Annotated in this window: 19 protein-coding genes and 1 tRNA gene; 8 read left to right on the plus strand and 12 right to left on the minus strand. The window is 38.0% G+C overall.

Features of this window, described 5'->3' with window-relative positions:
- Positions 1 to 252: 252 nt before the first annotated feature.
- From CCAL9328_RS03395 to mraY, 12 genes are all read right to left on the minus strand, one after another.
- Positions 253 to 687, minus strand: a complete 435-nt coding sequence (locus CCAL9328_RS03395; RefSeq protein ID WP_169999994.1) for a hypothetical protein — start codon at positions 685 to 687, stop codon at positions 253 to 255.
- Complete coding sequence (locus CCAL9328_RS03400; protein ID WP_169999995.1) at positions 684 to 1,154, minus strand: Panacea domain-containing protein; 471 nt, start codon at positions 1,152 to 1,154, stop codon at positions 684 to 686. Before CCAL9328_RS03400 ends, CCAL9328_RS03395 begins: the two co-directional genes overlap by 4 nt.
- Positions 1,155 to 1,729: 575 nt before the next feature.
- The gene (locus CCAL9328_RS03405; RefSeq protein WP_169999996.1) at positions 1,730 to 3,124 is read right to left on the minus strand and encodes an AAA family ATPase; all 1,395 of its coding nucleotides are present in this window, start codon (positions 3,122 to 3,124) and stop codon (positions 1,730 to 1,732) included.
- Complete coding sequence (locus CCAL9328_RS03410; protein WP_169999997.1) at positions 3,121 to 3,990, minus strand: hypothetical protein; 870 nt, start codon at positions 3,988 to 3,990, stop codon at positions 3,121 to 3,123. The genes CCAL9328_RS03405 and CCAL9328_RS03410 overlap by 4 nt, the downstream gene beginning before the upstream one ends.
- On the minus strand, positions 3,987 to 4,370 hold the full coding sequence (locus tag CCAL9328_RS03415) for a hypothetical protein (protein ID WP_169999998.1): 384 nt from the start codon (positions 4,368 to 4,370) through the stop codon (positions 3,987 to 3,989). Before CCAL9328_RS03415 ends, CCAL9328_RS03410 begins: the two co-directional genes overlap by 4 nt.
- 17 nt (positions 4,371 to 4,387) lie before the next feature.
- The gene (locus tag CCAL9328_RS03420) at positions 4,388 to 4,654 is read right to left on the minus strand and encodes a hypothetical protein (RefSeq protein WP_169999999.1); all 267 of its coding nucleotides are present in this window, start codon (positions 4,652 to 4,654) and stop codon (positions 4,388 to 4,390) included.
- On the minus strand, positions 4,641 to 4,925 hold the full coding sequence (locus tag CCAL9328_RS03425) for a hypothetical protein (protein ID WP_170000000.1): 285 nt from the start codon (positions 4,923 to 4,925) through the stop codon (positions 4,641 to 4,643). The genes CCAL9328_RS03420 and CCAL9328_RS03425 overlap by 14 nt, the downstream gene beginning before the upstream one ends.
- 6 nt (positions 4,926 to 4,931) lie before the next feature.
- Positions 4,932 to 5,123: a helix-turn-helix transcriptional regulator gene (locus CCAL9328_RS03430; protein ID WP_170000001.1), complete on the minus strand. Its 192-nt coding sequence runs from the start codon at positions 5,121 to 5,123 to the stop codon at positions 4,932 to 4,934.
- A gap of 234 nt (positions 5,124 to 5,357) precedes the next feature.
- Positions 5,358 to 6,602, minus strand: a complete 1,245-nt coding sequence (locus CCAL9328_RS03435) for a tyrosine-type recombinase/integrase (RefSeq protein WP_170000002.1) — start codon at positions 6,600 to 6,602, stop codon at positions 5,358 to 5,360.
- A 252-nt stretch (positions 6,603 to 6,854) separates the two neighbouring features.
- Positions 6,855 to 6,930: transfer RNA gene (locus CCAL9328_RS03440), tRNA-Phe, on the minus strand.
- A gap of 79 nt (positions 6,931 to 7,009) precedes the next feature.
- Positions 7,010 to 8,212: a UDP-N-acetylmuramoyl-L-alanine--D-glutamate ligase gene (gene murD, locus CCAL9328_RS03445; protein ID WP_169937065.1), complete on the minus strand. Its 1,203-nt coding sequence runs from the start codon at positions 8,210 to 8,212 to the stop codon at positions 7,010 to 7,012.
- A 22-nt stretch (positions 8,213 to 8,234) separates the two neighbouring features.
- Positions 8,235 to 9,299 (minus strand): phospho-N-acetylmuramoyl-pentapeptide-transferase, encoded by a 1,065-nt coding sequence (gene mraY, locus CCAL9328_RS03450; RefSeq protein ID WP_169937066.1) that lies wholly within the window; start codon positions 9,297 to 9,299, stop codon positions 8,235 to 8,237.
- 76 nt (positions 9,300 to 9,375) lie between these two features.
- On the opposite strand from mraY, the gene gpmI reads away from it, so the two are divergent.
- The 8 genes from gpmI to CCAL9328_RS03490 all read left to right on the plus strand — a co-directional run bounded on the left by gpmI (position 9,376) and on the right by CCAL9328_RS03490 (position 15,842).
- Entirely contained in the window at positions 9,376 to 10,845 is a 1,470-nt protein-coding gene (gene gpmI, locus CCAL9328_RS03455) for a 2,3-bisphosphoglycerate-independent phosphoglycerate mutase (RefSeq protein WP_170000003.1), read from the plus strand.
- Between the two features lie 100 nt (positions 10,846 to 10,945).
- Positions 10,946 to 11,689, plus strand: coding sequence for a 3-oxoacyl-ACP reductase FabG (gene fabG, locus CCAL9328_RS03460; RefSeq protein WP_169937070.1), 744 nt, complete (start codon positions 10,946 to 10,948; stop codon positions 11,687 to 11,689).
- Positions 11,690 to 11,746: 57 nt separating this feature from the next.
- Entirely contained in the window at positions 11,747 to 11,980 is a 234-nt protein-coding gene (acpP, locus tag CCAL9328_RS03465) for an acyl carrier protein (RefSeq protein WP_169937071.1), read from the plus strand.
- A gap of 38 nt (positions 11,981 to 12,018) precedes the next feature.
- Positions 12,019 to 13,230 (plus strand): beta-ketoacyl-ACP synthase II, encoded by a 1,212-nt coding sequence (locus CCAL9328_RS03470; protein ID WP_169937073.1) that lies wholly within the window; start codon positions 12,019 to 12,021, stop codon positions 13,228 to 13,230.
- A 2-nt stretch (positions 13,231 to 13,232) separates the two neighbouring features.
- Complete coding sequence (accA, locus tag CCAL9328_RS03475; RefSeq protein WP_169971847.1) at positions 13,233 to 14,168, plus strand: acetyl-CoA carboxylase carboxyl transferase subunit alpha; 936 nt, start codon at positions 13,233 to 13,235, stop codon at positions 14,166 to 14,168.
- Positions 14,169 to 14,283: 115 nt separating this feature from the next.
- Entirely contained in the window at positions 14,284 to 14,892 is a 609-nt protein-coding gene (locus CCAL9328_RS03480) for a riboflavin synthase (RefSeq protein ID WP_170000004.1), read from the plus strand.
- A 34-nt stretch (positions 14,893 to 14,926) separates the two neighbouring features.
- A complete protein-coding gene (gene pgeF, locus CCAL9328_RS03485) occupies positions 14,927 to 15,625 on the plus strand; it encodes a peptidoglycan editing factor PgeF (protein ID WP_170000005.1) in 699 nt (232 codons plus the stop codon).
- Position 15,626: 1 nt separating this feature from the next.
- Positions 15,627 to 15,842 (plus strand): acetyltransferase, encoded by a 216-nt coding sequence (locus CCAL9328_RS03490; protein ID WP_169937081.1) that lies wholly within the window; start codon positions 15,627 to 15,629, stop codon positions 15,840 to 15,842.
- The last annotated feature ends 276 nt before the right edge of the window (positions 15,843 to 16,118 follow it).

Raw genomic sequence — 16,118 nt, forward strand, 5'->3', positions numbered from 1 at the left:
GACTTACGGATTAATAATTGCCGTTGTCGGAATGATTGTTTTTATTGGCTCGATAGCTTATTTGTTAAACGGGCTTTCTAAATCTTAACACCCCAGTGGATTTTACGGGGGTGTCTTGGCTTCCATTTTTTTATTGAGGCGGTTTTTCCAGTTTTTTGTGGAAAACTCCAAAAGCTACCAATATTTAATATACCCACCTTTAACCGCTCACATACTTGCCCGCTATTGCATTTTAATTCTTTTTGGTATCTTTTAGTGATTGTAAATATCGCCTAATGTGTATTCTATGCAGTGAATAAAAAAGCAGTTATTATTAATACTACCAAATATTCTACTATCTCCCGCCCGAACTATAAAAATTTGGCTTTGTGCGGTTTGCTCTAAAAAGTTTTTTATTTTTAGCTCTTTAAACTGCCATTTTTTAATATCGCATTTTTCACAGCCACCTATTTGTTGCTGTTTGGGAGTTTGTATAAGTTCGTGCGGTTTTTGCTCTCTGATATGCATTAAGGTTTTGACTAACTTTTGGACTTTTGTTTTATCGTTGATATTATTCGATGAGCTAGCAGGCAATCCGAAATTTAAATCATCTATAATTTTTGTAAAGCTAATATCTAGCTTTTCGGGCTTGCTCTCTCTTAAATTTAAAAATGGCGTTTGCTTGTGTGTGGTCTCTTTTAGTTTCATCTTTCAACTAAAGGACTAAAAAAGCTTTGTAGGCTTTGGTGTGTTATTTCGTTGTTTTTGTCTTTTTCGTATGCACTTAGCCACGGTAGCTCGGTATGCGTTTTATCTCTTAGCCCATAAGCGGAGTATTTATTATAAATTTTTAAAACATTGCCTATTAACTCTATTTGTTGCGGGTGTAGCTCTAGGGCGTTTATCTGTTCTTTTGTTAAAGCCTCGTTTTGCATTTGCTCATCGCCGTAATTCTTTGCCCACTTCCACACTTCGGGGATTACCGGTCCGTGTAGCCACGCTTCCATTTTGTCATTAAAAAGTGGAGCATTAAACATCGCTAAATGGTAGCCTTGCACGTAATAAAGGAGTTTTAAAAGCTTTAAACGGCTTGTATATTCGACAAAATCATCGTCGCTATTTTTTGACATTGCTAAAATTAATTTAGCAGTATTAATCGCGCTAATAGCTTTCATTTTGTGCTCCTTGTTTTTATTGTCGCAGTTTTAAGCGGATGAGGAATTTTAACCATTTAGGTTTAAAATATGCTTTATTGAGTTTTATTCGTATGTAATGAGTTCCAAATTTAGCCCTTTGCGTTTGATTACGGGGTATTGTTGCGATGAGGTTAAATTTGTTGATTATCGCCGAATTGTTTTTAATCGTTTTTAAAGCCCTTAAAAACAATTCATCTCTTTTAAACCCCCTAAAATAAGTTGTTTGTAAGGGGTGTAAATTAATTGTTTTTATGTTTTTAATGTTTTTATACACGGAGTAAAAACAAATAAAATCATACGTGAAAATAAAATAAAAAGTAAATGCCTATAAATAAATAAATAAAATAAATTCTCTCTCTTATCTATTCTTTCTTTTTTATGGGTTTATGTTTTTAGCCATTTTTTCTATTTTTTTAAAAACATAAAAACAATTATTTTTGATATGTTTGCAAGCTCGTTTTTATCGGTATTTGCAAAGGGTCGAATTGTTTTTAACGCTCTTAAAAACATTTAAAAACGATTAAAAACAATTCCCCCGTGTGAGTATATGCGGGCTACTCTTTAAATTCTACTACTTCTACCGCCGTATATTCATTTTTTAAAGGGCGGTAGATGGTAGGCTTTTGCCCTCGCTTGCCCGTGTCTAATATTTCAGCTTTGAAGTCCTTGCCCGTCCTTGTTTTTAGAAACGCCCAAAACGCATTAAGGGCTAATATCTCTACTCCGTCCGCCGTTGCTTTTGCTTTGGTCTGTTTTATTAGTTCGCTTTGGCTTATTCCCTGCGGGCTTTCATTGATAACCGATAAAACGTATTCAAGCGTTAAAGCCTCTTTGTCCGTTATGGCATAATCATAAAAATTAGCCTCCGTTATCGTGTTTGCTAAGGTATCTACAATAAAGGCTTTAGGCTCCGTTTTGTTGCGCCTCTTTTTTGGCTCTAGCGTTACGATTGCCCGCCCCGCCTCTTTGTCCGTTTCCGTGCTACGATTGACGAAAAAATAAAGCTCATTAACCTTTGTTTTAAACGTGGTAGCCCCTTTGTATTGCCCCGTGTTCTCTGCTTTATTGGTCGGTTGTTTTGGCTGATGGTGTAAAAATATGATTGTTGCGCCTCTAGCTCTTAAGCTCTTAAAATCCCTAAATATCTCTTGCAGGTCTTTATCTGCTCCCATATTGCCGTTAAAAAAGTCTTGAAAACTATCAAAGATTAAAAGCGTGTTTTTATAATCAGTCGCTTCGTCTTTGGTTAGCTCGCTTATTAGGGTGTATGGGTCGTAAAGCTCCGTGCCCGTTTCGTCCTCTGCCGTAAGATAATTTAACCGCCCCCGATAAGGTGCGATAAGTTCGTAAATTTTACGCTCTTTTAACGTGCCTATGTCGTTATCGCTATCAAAATAAAATACTTGATTTATAAGTCTTTTATCTAGTAGCCACGCGCAAAAACGCTGAATAAAAAAGCTTTTGCCCTCGCCCCCGTCTGCGTAAATGCCTATAATCGACGGGCTAAGAATAAAGCCCTGATAAATCCACTCTTGGCGAAACGTCTTAATCTGTTCTGCGGTTAATGCTCTTTTTGCAAGTTCTGCCAAATTTAGCCACTTTCTCGCCTTGTTACTTTGTCGCCCGTTCTCGTCGCCCGTCTGATTTTTGGCTGACGCGTGATTTTTTACGTCGGTTGATTGGACTGCTAAATTTTCAGTTGCCCGGGCGTGTTCTTGATTTTCGGGGAGCAGGCTTAAATTTGAGCTTGTTCGCCCGCTTTCGTCTTTACGGGCGTTTGTAGGCTCGTTTTGCTCTTTGCCGTGTGTTTGTATTACCTCATCGCTTTTTGTCGCTTGTAGGGCTTGTTTGATGTCCCGATGAGCCTCAAGCCTTACTAATTCATCGTTTAATATTTGATGAATTCGGTCGTCGTCTTTTTTGCTAGTTAATCTTTCTGAAAAGTTCATATTCTTACCTTTACTCTGTCGATTTCGTTCGCTATTGCGTCTAATAATCTCTCACCCGCCTTGCCTCTTTGCTTTATGGGCTTTAGGTTATCTTTCATTATCTCGCCTGCGTGCGTGTGCGATAGCTCTGTGATTAAATCTCTTAGGTCATAGCCTTTTGGCTTGTCTTTAAATTTAACCTCGTAAAGCTCTTTTGCTACTTGTCCGATAATAGGGTAAAGGCTGTCTGCGCCCCTTTGTTCCGCTTCGTCGTTATCCACAAAGCAATAAACTATCTTGCCTTTAAGGGCTGAAGTTATCCGCTCTGCTTGGTCGCTAAACTCAAATTTAGCCATTTCGCCCGCGTTTTGAAAAGCTACGTAGTCGGATTTTAATAACTCGAATATTCCTATCTCGCCTAAGCCCTCAGCGATAAATACCGCCTCATCATCGCCTTTAAATTTAGTAGCAATAAAGCTATTAATCGAGCCTTGAGCGCGTATCCATTTTTTACCATCTATTATCTTGCCCGCCTCATCTCTTAGCCGTCTAGTGGCTACGGCTTGGACTTGTCCGCTTTCGTCTTTTAGCGTGATAGTTATTGAGCGGTGTTTTGGATTAAAACCTAAGAAATTTGATAACTCTTTGATCTTAGCATCGCACGCGCTTAAAAACTCTCTTGGATAAAGGGCGTAAAGCTCGCTTGTGTCCGTTTCGTTCGGGTATGTCTGATAGGTCTTTAAAAAGCTCTCTTTAAAATACCCTGCTAATTTGTTAAGGTCTGTTTTGATAATATGTTCGGTGTGCGATGAGGTCTGTTCGTCCGTTATGTCCGTTAAATTCGGCGCACTCACCGCCACGCCTTTAAAATGTGATAAATCGCTCATCGTTCGCCCCCGTGTTTTAAATATGCGCTTTTATAATGCGCCCCTAAAAAGTTATTAAGCATTGTTTGCGCTAGCTTTAAATTTCCCGTTAGTAGCTCTTGATTTTCTTTTATCTGCTCTATTTCTTGCGGGCTAAAGCCTTGTTTGTCCGCGTGCCGAATATTGGCGTTAAAAACCTTATCTACTATGTGATATTGAATTTCTAACTCCTCTAAATACTCAATGCTTTTAAAGACAAAATCGCTAAAAACGCTTTGTGGGTCTGCCCCTAGTATCGTTGTCGCTTTGTCTAACGCCTTAACCTCATCAATTTCTACTAAAGGCGTTAAGCCGTATTTCTCTTTCCCCGCCTTGATAGCTTCTATGCTTTCTTTATCCATCGCCTTGTCCTTTCTCTTTAGTCTAAATTTAAAGCGTATTTAACCGCTTGCAGTGCTTGCTCTTTGGAGTAGCCTTTAACCTGCTCTAAAAAGTCGAAAATATCGCCCGCAAAATCCCCGCCGAAGTCTTTAATGCGTCCGTCGGTGTTAATACTTGCGCTTGGCGTCCTCTCGTCTCTTATCTTAAATTTGTAGCTTCTATCTACTGCATAACCGCTAGCGATTATTATGCTAGCTACCGCGTCGCGGTTTAAATAGGGCTTTATCCGCTCATACTCTGACATTTTGCACCTCGCTTACGTATTCATCTATCGCCTCAGCTACTTTGTAGGCGTTTAGAAATTTAAGCGCCTTTTGCCTATTTTTGATAAATCTCATCTTGCATTTTGTGCCGTTATCTCTCGTATGCCATCTGTTGTCGCTTATGCCTAATGCCTCGAGCTCCACGAAGTATTGATTAGAATTGCTTATGTGCGCTACGTCCGAGGCGGTTATCTCGCCTCGCTCGAGCATTAATCTAACTAAGATTTGTTTGTTCGTTTGTGATTGGCTCATATTGCCTTACCTCGCTTTCTTGCCGTTAAAGAATGCGTCGCACTCTAAAGCGTCGAATAACGTAACTCTATCGCCTATTTTTACGGGCTTTAAGTAGCCTTTTTTTACGTAATTCCATATTGTGCCTTGGCTAATGCCGTAAATCTTTGCGACTTCATAGGCTCTTAGCTTTTTTCTTTGGTTTGTAGTTTGTTGCATTGTGTTACCTTTAGTTTTAGTTTATTCAAGCTTGATGAAGTGAATTGTATTATGTATTTTTTGTGAAGCTTAAGGATTTCTTTGTATTAGCTTAAATAGAAAATTTTATTAATTTCAATAGATTTATATTGATTTAAATCTATTTTAAAAATATTTTTTTGGTTTAAGGTGTTTTTTTAAATTGTTGTAAGAATTTTTATAAATTTTAGTATTTTGGTGGGTTTTATGATGGTTTCAGCTTGGATTATCTCTCAAATTTAGTATAAATCCGCTCCACCACTCAAAAAGCTTTCTAAGCTCATTTAAAAACGTGGCTTTCTCGCTGTATGATAATTCCACTCTGTCGCCGTGTAAGTGGTCGAGTGCTTTATTAATTGCTTCCGTGCTGGTGTTGTGTTGCTCTCTGTAGTTATAAACGGCTGTTTTAAATATGCCTCTAAAGCTATGAGCCGTTATTATTCGCCCCGTGTCTCTGTCGTAAAATCCTAGCTCTTTAATGGTCTTTGTCGGCGTATCTTTGTGTATCGGGTTTTTGTAGCTAGTGTTCATAAAAATATACGGATAGCCTTTAAATTCCCGCTCTTGCTCCCTTAGTATGCTTATAACCTCATCACTTAAAGGCAAGATAAAAGCGCCTAAAGACTTGTTTTTATTCTTTTGTAGCTCTCTTGGTATGGCTAAAAGCCTCTTTTCAAAATCCACGTATTCCCATTTTAAAAGCGTAAGCGGTGCTACCCGTAAAGGAATATGCAAAGCAAATTTTAAAATATTGCGTGTGCTAAGAAAATACGGGTAGTCGTAAATTTTATTTATGAATGCTCTTAAATCCTCTATCTCGGTAAGCTTGCCGTAATGCTCGGCTTGCTTATTGATGATAATCGCCTTTGCTTGGATATTTGAGATTATATTAAAAGGCGTGTAGCCCTTTGTAGTGGCATAGTGAAATATGTTGTTTAAAATCTGGTGTAAAATTTGAGCCGTTTGCGGTGTATCTTTTCCTATGCGCTCTAATATGTCCGCTATCTCGCCGTGATTTATGCTCTTAACGGCTCTATTGCCGATAAGGGGCGTAATATGATTGTTTATGCGGTTTGTTTTGGTTTGTAGCGTCTTAGGTAATACCCTAAGCTTTTCAAGCTCTAGCCACTCATTAAATACCTTGCTAAACGTCTGCTTATATTCGCTTTGCCTTTGCTCCTTTGCTTGCCTTTTATGCTCTTTTGGGCTTATGCCTTGCGATATTAGACTTTTATACTCCGCTCTTAGCTCTCTTGCTCTTGCTAGGGTTATATCAGGGTAAAGTCCAAATCCTGCGCTACACTTTTTACCGCTTATCGGGTCTATGTAGTAAAACACCCATCGCTTGACGCCTTTAGTAGTGATAAGTATCGATAATCCCCCGCCGTCGGTTAATGAGTAGTCTTTTTCTCTCTTAACCGCCTTGCGTATTTGAGTATCTTTTAGAATATCGATTGCCATTTTAGTCTCTAAAATACGATATTTAAAAGCATTTTGGAACATTTGCCGTTTTTAAAATTCGGCATATTTTGGAACATTGGCGATTTTTTACCCTCTAAAAATGCTCTCAATGTTCCTAAAATGTTCCTAAAATCTTTTTATTGTATTATATTTAGTTGTGCCTTATTTCATTATAAATAGCTTATAAGAGCCGTATTTTAGGGCTTTTGATTGATTTGTTTGAAGTGCTTTGCAGGGGATTAAAAGACAAAATGGTGGTTAGAGGCAGAATCGAACTGCCGACACGCAGATTTTCAGTCTGCTGCTCTACCGACTGAGCTATCCAACCACCGGTAGTAAAAAAGAAATCTAATTATAGCTTTTTAAATTTAAAATATGTTTAAACCATGCCAAATTTATATAATTTTTTAATCATTTGTAAAATTTGCTATAAATTCTTTAAATTTATCTCCTCGCTCGGCATAGCTTTTAAACTGATCAATACTCGCGCATGCGGGGCTTAAGAGCCCGACTTCGCCAATTTGCATATTTTTTGAAATTTCATTAACTGCATTTTGTAAAAATTCACATTTATGAACCGTGATATTAAATTTGTTTGCTAAGGAGACCATTTTGTTTGTATTTGAGCCTATGGCGTAAATTTCGGCATTTACGTTACTTAACACTTCAAAAACAGGATTCATATCCACGCCTTTATCATCACCGCCAAGTATTATGTGGATCTTGTGATTTTCATATCGCTTTAAAGCTTGTATCGTAGCGTCAATATTTGTAGCTTTCGTATCGTTTACCCAAAGTCTACCGCTTTTATCATAAAGTTCTTCAAGCTTGTTGTTTTCTATAATAAATTTGTTTAGCAGTTCTACGTCGCAGCGATCTAGTAGAATTTTTTCTACACAAAGAGCTAAAAGGGCGTCTGTTAAAAACGGTGTTTTAAATTTTATATCATCTATATTGATGTTGCAAAATTTAGCTAAGTCAAATTCGTTTTCATAGCTTATAACATGCGCTTTTGTCGGTGTTTTGGCATAAATTTTAGGAGATATGATAACGCCGTTTTCACTCATCATGCCAAAAGGCTTTAGTTTGGATTTTTCATACTCATTAAAATTTCCATGCCAGCTTAAATGATCGGGAGTGACGGGCAAAAGCACGTAAATATCCGGCTTTGCTACGTTTGTGTAGTGTATGGTAAATGAGCTTGTTTCAAGTATCCAAATTTTTGCGTCAAGGCTTAAGTCGGCCAACGGAGTTCCAACGTTTCCACCCATTTGCGAGCCAAATTTCTCAAGCAAGTGTTGCATCATTTTTGTTGTAGTTGTCTTGCCGTTTGTGCCGCTTATCCAGATGTTAAAAGGCATTTTAGAAGCGAAAAAATCATATTCGCTTATTAAATTTCTGGCTTTTTTTATAAGCTCGTTGTTTGGTGCAATACCTGGAGAAGTTATCTCAAGTTCGCTAAAAGATGGATCAAAAGCACTTGCTGGTAGCAGCTTGTTGCCAAATTCATCCTCCATACAGCAGTTAAATTTATCGTCATAAATGTCCCAGTCACCGCTTTTTGCGATAGCTTTTATCGTTCCGCCGTAGCCAAATAAGCTCTTTTTCACTCTTATTCCTTAGTCGATAAATTTATCTTAGCTTGATTGCGATTAGCGCGATGATATTTGCTAAAAGCGCGATGATCCAAAACCTAACGATGATCTTGTTTTCTACCCAGCCTTTTATCTCAAAATGGTGATGGATCGGCGCCATGAGAAAAATTCGCTTTTTAAAAATTTTAAAACTTCCAACTTGCAAAATAACGCTTAGCGTTTCTATAAAAAATACAAAACATATAATGATGAGTAAAAATTCATTCTTGCTCATTACGCCCATCAGCCCTATAAATGCGCCTATACTTAGGCTTCCGCTATCTCCCATAAACACTTGTGCAGGGTAGCAGTTATACCATAAAAACGCAAGTAAAGAGCCGATCAAAGCGGTAGCGATGATGATAACTTCTCCTAAATTTGCGATCTTTGGTAAAAATAAATACGAACTAAAAAGCGCATGTCCGCTAAGGTATGCGAAGATGGCTAGGGTAAGAAGTGAAAATATACTAGGAACGGTTGCTAACCCATCAAGACCGTCGGTTAAATTTACCGCATTTGAAGTGGCTACGATGACTAATGACCAGAAAAATATGGCAAAAAAGCTCAAATTTAACATAGGAAATTTATAAAACGGCACAAAAAGTTCAGCGCCGATATCGCTTGCAAAGTATAGTATCGAAGCGACTACTAGCGCAAGTGCGCTAAGGCAGAGCATTTTTACGCGAGGCTTCATGCCTGCATGGTTTTGAGCGCCTAAAATTTTACCCAAGTCATCATCAAATCCTATCGCGCAAAAACCAACCAAAGTTATCAAGCTTACTATCACATAGATATTTTCTAATCTAGCACAAAGCAGGCTTGCCACAACTGCCGTAAATATAAAAACAAGTCCGCCCATCGTCGGTGTTTTGCCTTTTTTTTGATGGTTTTGCGGAGCAAGCTCATAGATCGGCTGGTTTGCATTTTTTGCTCTAGCCCAACGGATAAATTTAGGCATAAGCCAAATGGTTAGCGTAAATGAGATAAAAAACGACATCCCTGCGCGAACGGTAAGGTATTGGAAGAAATTTAAATTTATAAGCTCGTAGATATAGTAGAACAAATTTTATGCCTTTAATTATAAAAAATGGTAATTTTAGTATAATGTCGTTAAAAAAATTATAAAATTTGGAGGCAGTGTGGCTCAAAAAACAGTACTTGTGATAACCGACGGCATAGGCTACAACCCAAGCGATAAATTTAATGCCTTTAGCAGTGCGAAAAAGCCGACTTTTGATTGGTTGTTTAAAAATAGCGCAAATACTTTAATAAAAACATCCGGACATGCTGTTGGACTTCCGCAAGGGCAAATGGGAAACAGCGAAGTCGGACACATGACTATAGGAAGTGGAAGAATTCTATATCAAAATTTAGTCAAAATAGACCTTGCGATCAAAAACGGTGACTTTACAAGAGATGGAAAGCTACAAAAATTATTTAAAAAATGCAAAAATATCCATGTAATCGGACTTTACAGCGACGGTGGAGTTCACTCCCATCTTGCTCATTTTGACTATTTTTGTGCTCTTGCTAAAGATAACGGTTGTGAAGTTTTCGCGCATATCATTACCGACGGACGTGATGTTTCACCTATGAGCGGGAGTGAGTTTGTTAAAAATATCGAAGATAAATTTACCGTAGCGACTGTCTGTGGAAGATTTTACGCGATGGACAGAGATAAAAGATGGGATCGCGTTAAGCGAGCGTATGATGTGTATATGGGGGCTGGCGAGAAAATTTGCGAGGCAAAACCTAGCCGATATATCGCAAAATGTTATGAAGAAAATATCACGGACGAGTTTATCGAACCTGTTAAATTTAATGGCTTTAAGGGTATCGATAAAGATGATGGAGTAATATTTATAAATTTTAGAAATGATAGGGTTCGCGAGCTTGTAAGTGCTTTTGGCGAGGAGAATTTTGACGGCTTTGAGCGTGAAATTTTAGTTAAAAATTTAGTTACAATGACCCAGTATGATGCAAATTTTAACTTCCCGATCTTAATCCCTAAAGAAAATTTAAAAAATACATTAAGCGAAGTTATCGCCGATGCAGGACTAAGACAGCTTCATACAGCAGAAACTGAAAAATACGCACACGTAACGTTTTTCTTTAACGGAGGAGTTGAGGAACTTGTAAAAAACGAAACCAGGATTTTAGTTCCTAGTCCAAAGGTAAAAACATACGATGAAAAGCCTCAAATGAGCGCTAACGAGGTTTGTGAAGCCGTGTTAAAAGGGATGGATGACGAGCAGGATTTTATCGTTGTAAATTTTGCAAACGGCGATATGGTCGGACATACAGGCGATATCAATGCGGCGATAAAAGCTGTTGAGGCAGTTGATGAGTGTTTGGGTAGGATAATCTCAAAAGCTAAAGAAAAAGACTATGCTTATATCCAAATCAGCGATCACGGCAACTGCGAAGCCATGAGAGATGAAAACGGCGACATGTTGACAAATCACACGACATTTGATGTATTTTGCTTTGTGCTGGCGCATGGGGTTGATGAGCTAAAAGAGGGCATGGGATTAAGCAATATCGCTCCTAGTGTGCTAAAACTAATGGGGTTAAAAATACCGCAAGAGATGGATGAGGCTATATTTTAGCTGTAGCTTTGGTGTTTGTTTTGTCTAAGTTATTTTAAATTTATGAAAAGCTGATAAACTCGGAATTTGATATAAGAATAAATCATAAAAAAGGATAAAAATGAAATTTTCAGGTAAAAATGTATTAATAACCGGCGCAAGCCGCGGTATAGGCGCTCAAATAGCTAAAGTGCTAGCCGGCATGGGTCTAAAAGTTTGGATAAATTATCGTTCAAAACCGGAAATAGCAGACGCGCTTAAAGATGAGATAATAGCTAGCGGAGGCGATGCTGCAGTTATTAAATTTGACGTTACTGACGAAGATGAATTTATAAAAGGTATAAATTTGATAGTTGATAGTGACGGCGAGCTAAGCTATCTTGTAAATAATGCAGGCATTACAAACGACAAACTTGCATTAAGAATGAAAACAGAGGATTTTACAAGCGTAATAGACGCAAATTTAACCTCATCTTTTATAGGCTCAAGAGAGGCCTTAAAAGTGATGAGCAAAAAACGCTTCGGTGCAGTAGTAAATATCGCTTCAATAGTTGGTGAAATGGGTAATGCAGGGCAGGTAAACTACTCTGCTAGTAAGGGCGGAATGATAGCCATGACAAAGAGTTTCGCAAAAGAGGGTGCGAGCCGTAATGTTCGCTTTAATGCCATAACTCCTGGATTTATCGAGACTGAAATGACAGCTGTTTTAAGCGATGAAGTAAAAGAAAATTACATACAAAATATACCTTTGAAGAAATTAGGAAGTGCCGAAGATGTTGCAAACGGCGTGGCGTTTTTACTAAGTGACTACGCAAGTTACACAACCGGAGAAGTCTTAAAAATAAACGGCGGACTTTACATGTAGGCTAATTTAAGCTTAAATATATTAAAATATCGGACATTTTTTATAAGGAGAATTAAAATGGCAGTTTTTGATCAAGTAAAAGAAGTAGTTGTAGAGCAACTTAGCGTAGATCCTGAGGCAGTAAAATTAGAGTCTAAAATTATCGAAGATCTAGGCGCAGATTCACTTGATGTTGTTGAGTTAGTTATGGCTCTTGAAGAGAAATTTGAAGTAGAAATTCCTGATACTGAGGCTGAGAAGCTTATTAGTATTTCTGACGTTGTAAATTACATAGAAAAACTTGGAAAGTAATTAACCTCGCCAAAAAAGTTTTTGTATAAGGAGATGTATTGAAACGAGTCGTAGTAACAGGTATTGGCATGATCAACTCGCTTGGTCTTGATAAAGAAAGTTCTTTTAAAGCTATTTGCGAAGGCAAAACCGGCGTAAAACGCATTACGTCGTTTGATGTGAGTGATTTTCCGGTTCAGATCGCTGCTGAAATAACCGACTTTGATCCTCTTACTGTTCTTGACGGCAAAGAGGTAAAAAAAGCCGACCGTTTCATACAGCTTGGTATAAAAGCTTCAAATGAAGCCATGGCAGACGCAAATTTGGGCGATTTTGATGCGTCAAAATTTGGTGTTAGCTCAGCTGCCGGCATAGGCGGTTTGCCAAATATAGAAAAAAACTCAGTTACTCTTGCCGAAAAAGGCGTTAAGAGAATTTCACCGTTTTTCATCCCATCAGCTCTTGTAAATATGCTTGGTGGCATGGTTTCTATTAACCACGGCTTACAGGGACCTAACCTGTCAAGCGTAACAGCTTGCGCTGCCGGAACACACGCTATATCTCAAGCTGCAAAGTGCATACTTGTAGGACAAACAAAGGGTATGCTTGTTGTTGGTGCCGAAGCGACTATTTGCGGTGTTGGAGTTGGTGGATTTGCGGCGATGAAAGCTCTATCTACAAGAAATGACGATCCGGCTAAAGCCTCACGTCCGTTTGACGCAGATCGCGACGGTTTTATTATGGGTGAGGGTGCCGGTGCACTTGTGCTTGAAGAGTATGAAAGTGCTAAGGCAAGGGGAGCCAGAATTTATGCTGAACTTGTAGGATTTGGTGAGAGTGGCGATGCTCATCATATCACATCACCTTCTCTTGAAGGTCCATTAAGTGCAATGAAACAAGCTCTTAGCATGGCTGGAGATGATATTAGGGTTGATTATATTAATGCACACGGAACATCAACTCCGGTAAATGATAAAAACGAAACAGCTGCGCTAAAACAAGCTTTTGGGGCAAATGTTCCGCCCGTTAGCTCAACAAAGGGTCAGATAGGACACTGTTTAGGTGCTGCAGGAGCCATTGAGGCTGTAATTTCAATAATGGCAATGCGTGATGGCATAATGCCTCCGACTATTAACTACACAACACCTGATGCGGATTGTGATCTTGATTATGTTCCAAATGTTGCCAGAAAAGCCGACATTAATGTTGCGATGAGCAACTCGTTTGGTTTTGGCGGGACAAACGGTGTTGTAATATTTAAAAAGTTGTAATTATGTCAAACTATTTGGATTTTGAAAAAAGCATTAAGCAAATTGACGATGATATAGCAAGCGCTAGAATAAAGGGCGATGAGCACGCAGTCGAAATTCTAAATAAAAATTTGGAAAAAGAAATTTCAAAAGTTTATAAAAATTTAAACGAATATCAACGTTTGCAACTAGCTAGACATCCTGATCGCCCTTATTCTATTGATTATATTAGATTTATGCTTGTTGATGCTTATGAAATTCATGGTGATAGAGCTTATCGCGATGATCCTGCAATAGTTTGTTATATTGGATATATAGGTGGCAAAAAAGTAGTAGTTATCGGCGAACAAAAAGGACGCGGAACTAAAAATAAGCTTAGACGCAATTTTGGTATGCCACATCCAGAGGGATACCGCAAGGCTCTAAGGGTAGCCAAAATGGCTGAAAAATTTAACCTTCCTATACTATTTCTCATAGACACACCGGGTGCATATCCTGGTGTAGGGGCTGAGGAGCGCGGTCAAAGTGAGGCTATCGCAAGAAATCTTTATGAGTTTGCAAATTTAAAAACCCCAACTATAGCAGTCGTTATAGGCGAGGGCGGAAGCGGCGGTGCTTTAGCTATCGGAGTAGCGGATAAACTTGCCATGATGAAAAACTCCGTCTTTTCTGTTATATCGCCGGAGGGTTGTGCTGCGATACTTTGGAATGATCCAAGTAAGCAAGAGCATGCCACAAAAGCGATGAGAATTACAGCCGACGATCTTAAAAATTTAAAACTCATAGATGACGTGATAGACGAGCCGATAAATGGTGCTCACAGAGATAAAGACACCGTTGCAAAAGCTCTTGCTGATTATTTTATTACACAAATTAGCGAGCTTGAAAAACTAAGCGTTGATGAGTTAATACAAAGACGAATGGATAAAATTTTATCCGTTGGAGCATATGAAGAGTAAATTTATACTTCTGTATAAATTTCTCTTATATCTCATAAAATAACATCCTTTTTCTTTCTTATATATATCTTATACATAAATTGCTATAATTATCCAATTTCTTAAAAGAGGATAAATGTTTAACGGATTGATTCGGGAGATAGCCGAAGTTATTAGCTATCAAGATAATAAACTTACATTAAAGGCAAAACATGTCCCAAATTTGGGCGATAGTATAGCCGTTAATGGTGCTTGTCTTAGCGTTGTGGATATTTTTAGCGGTGGTTTTAGCGTAGAGCTTAGCGCTGAAACACGATCGCATATAGCTGTTGAAAATTTAAAAGGAGAGGTTCATATAGAGCCAGCCATGAGACTAAGCGACAGAGTGGATGGGCACTTGGTTCAAGGACATATCGACGCGATAGGCACGATAGATAAAATCACCAAACACGAAAATGGCGTTGATTTTTATATAAATTTACCAAATAGTATGATGCCTCTTATGGCAAACAAGGGTAGTATTTGTATAGAAGGAGTAAGCCTGACGATAAACGAAACGCTAAAAAACGGCGTTCGTCTTACAGTGATCCCTATTACTTTTCAAGATAGTTTATTTGGTAAATTTAAAGTTGGCAGACGCGTAAATATCGAAAGCGATTTGCTGGCAAGATATATCGCTCATCAGTTAAATTTCAAATCCAAACCAAGCTGGGATGAGATAGATCACATTGCTAGCTTGTATTAGTTAAGACCGAGTAAGTAAATTTGAAAGGACGTCAATGAAATTTGAAATAGATGACGATCGTTTTTTGCTCGGTTTTACTTCCAAAAAATTCGGACTTAGCAAGGGTGCGTATACCGGGTTAAATTTAGCCTTACATGTTGGAGATGATAAAGAATGCGTGCTTAAAAATCGTGGAATTTTGGCCAATTTTCTTGGTGTCAAGCTGGGTGATTTGATCTTTATGGAGCAAATTCACTCAGACAAAGTTGAAATTTTAACCTCAAAAGATCAAAAGCTAACCCCCTGTGATGCAGTTATAACAACTCTAAAAAATACCGCACTTTGCGTAATGACGGCCGATTGTTCTCCTATTTTGATCATAGACCCTGTTTGTGAAGTGATTTGTGTTATACATGCAGGGCGCGCCGGGGTGATGAAAAAAATTTGCACCAAAGCTATAAATTTAATGAAAAATAATTTTGGTTGCGAAGCTATAAATTTGGAAGTTTTTGTCGGAGCAAATATAAAAGGCAGCTGCTACGAGGTAAAAGGCATTGATCTTGGTGAGTTTGGTCGTTATAAATTTAATGATAAATTTGATATGAACATGGCGCTGCATGACGAGATATCAAGCCTTGGTGTAACTAAGATCAAATTTGAGCCAAGCTGCACGCACTGTGACGAGATGTATTTTTCATATCGCAGAGAGGGCGTAACGGGACGTTTTGCCGGATTTGTTATGATGAGGGGATAAAATGGGATATGAAAGTTTTGTTATAAAAGATCCAAGAGTTGCTAAGATAATCGAAAATGCAAAGAAATTTGACATAGAAGCACTTGAAAACGAAGCTATGCTTAAGACTTTGCTTGCTTCTCAAAAATTTACTCTTAGTCAAAACGAGCGTGATAGCATAGAAGAAATTTTCGTAAAATTAATGAAAATAGAAGAGGAAATTCAGTTAAGTAAATAGCAGGGATTGTAAATAAAATACAGACGCTTCGCATTATATTCTATGTGCACCAAATTAGGTGATGAAACTTTATAATTATTTTTAAGATAAAGTTGTAAAATAATAAGCAACAATGTAAAATACTGGATTTATGAGATCGTTGATAAAAAATTTATTGCATATTTTAAAGAGAATAGGCTTTTTATGTTAAATGAAATCAAAAATAACAGTGTTTATTGTAAAAACTTTTTCAAATAAAGGCATAGTCTATTATGCAAAACCGTATTTTTAGAAAAA

This window comes from Campylobacter sp. RM9328 (assembly GCF_012978615.1).

Coding starts and splice junctions, on each gene's coding strand:
- CCAL9328_RS03395 (WP_169999994.1), bottom strand. CDS start 687: ATGAAACTAAAAGAGACCACACACAAGCAAACGCCATTTTTAAATTTA.
- CCAL9328_RS03400 (WP_169999995.1), bottom strand. CDS start 1,154: ATGAAAGCTATTAGCGCGATTAATACTGCTAAATTAATTTTAGCAATG.
- CCAL9328_RS03405 (WP_169999996.1), bottom strand. CDS start 3,124: ATGAACTTTTCAGAAAGATTAACTAGCAAAAAAGACGACGACCGAATT.
- CCAL9328_RS03410 (WP_169999997.1), bottom strand. CDS start 3,990: ATGAGCGATTTATCACATTTTAAAGGCGTGGCGGTGAGTGCGCCGAAT.
- CCAL9328_RS03415 (WP_169999998.1), bottom strand. CDS start 4,370: ATGGATAAAGAAAGCATAGAAGCTATCAAGGCGGGGAAAGAGAAATAC.
- CCAL9328_RS03420 (WP_169999999.1), bottom strand. CDS start 4,654: ATGTCAGAGTATGAGCGGATAAAGCCCTATTTAAACCGCGACGCGGTA.
- CCAL9328_RS03425 (WP_170000000.1), bottom strand. CDS start 4,925: ATGAGCCAATCACAAACGAACAAACAAATCTTAGTTAGATTAATGCTC.
- CCAL9328_RS03430 (WP_170000001.1), bottom strand. CDS start 5,123: ATGCAACAAACTACAAACCAAAGAAAAAAGCTAAGAGCCTATGAAGTC.
- CCAL9328_RS03435 (WP_170000002.1), bottom strand. CDS start 6,602: ATGGCAATCGATATTCTAAAAGATACTCAAATACGCAAGGCGGTTAAG.
- fabG (WP_169937070.1), top strand. CDS start 10,946: ATGAAATTTTCAGGTAAAAATGTATTAATAACCGGCGCAAGCCGCGGT.
- acpP (WP_169937071.1), top strand. CDS start 11,747: ATGGCAGTTTTTGATCAAGTAAAAGAAGTAGTTGTAGAGCAACTTAGC.
- accA (WP_169971847.1), top strand. CDS start 13,233: ATGTCAAACTATTTGGATTTTGAAAAAAGCATTAAGCAAATTGACGAT.
- CCAL9328_RS03480 (WP_170000004.1), top strand. CDS start 14,284: ATGTTTAACGGATTGATTCGGGAGATAGCCGAAGTTATTAGCTATCAA.
- pgeF (WP_170000005.1), top strand. CDS start 14,927: ATGAAATTTGAAATAGATGACGATCGTTTTTTGCTCGGTTTTACTTCC.
- CCAL9328_RS03490 (WP_169937081.1), top strand. CDS start 15,627: ATGGGATATGAAAGTTTTGTTATAAAAGATCCAAGAGTTGCTAAGATA.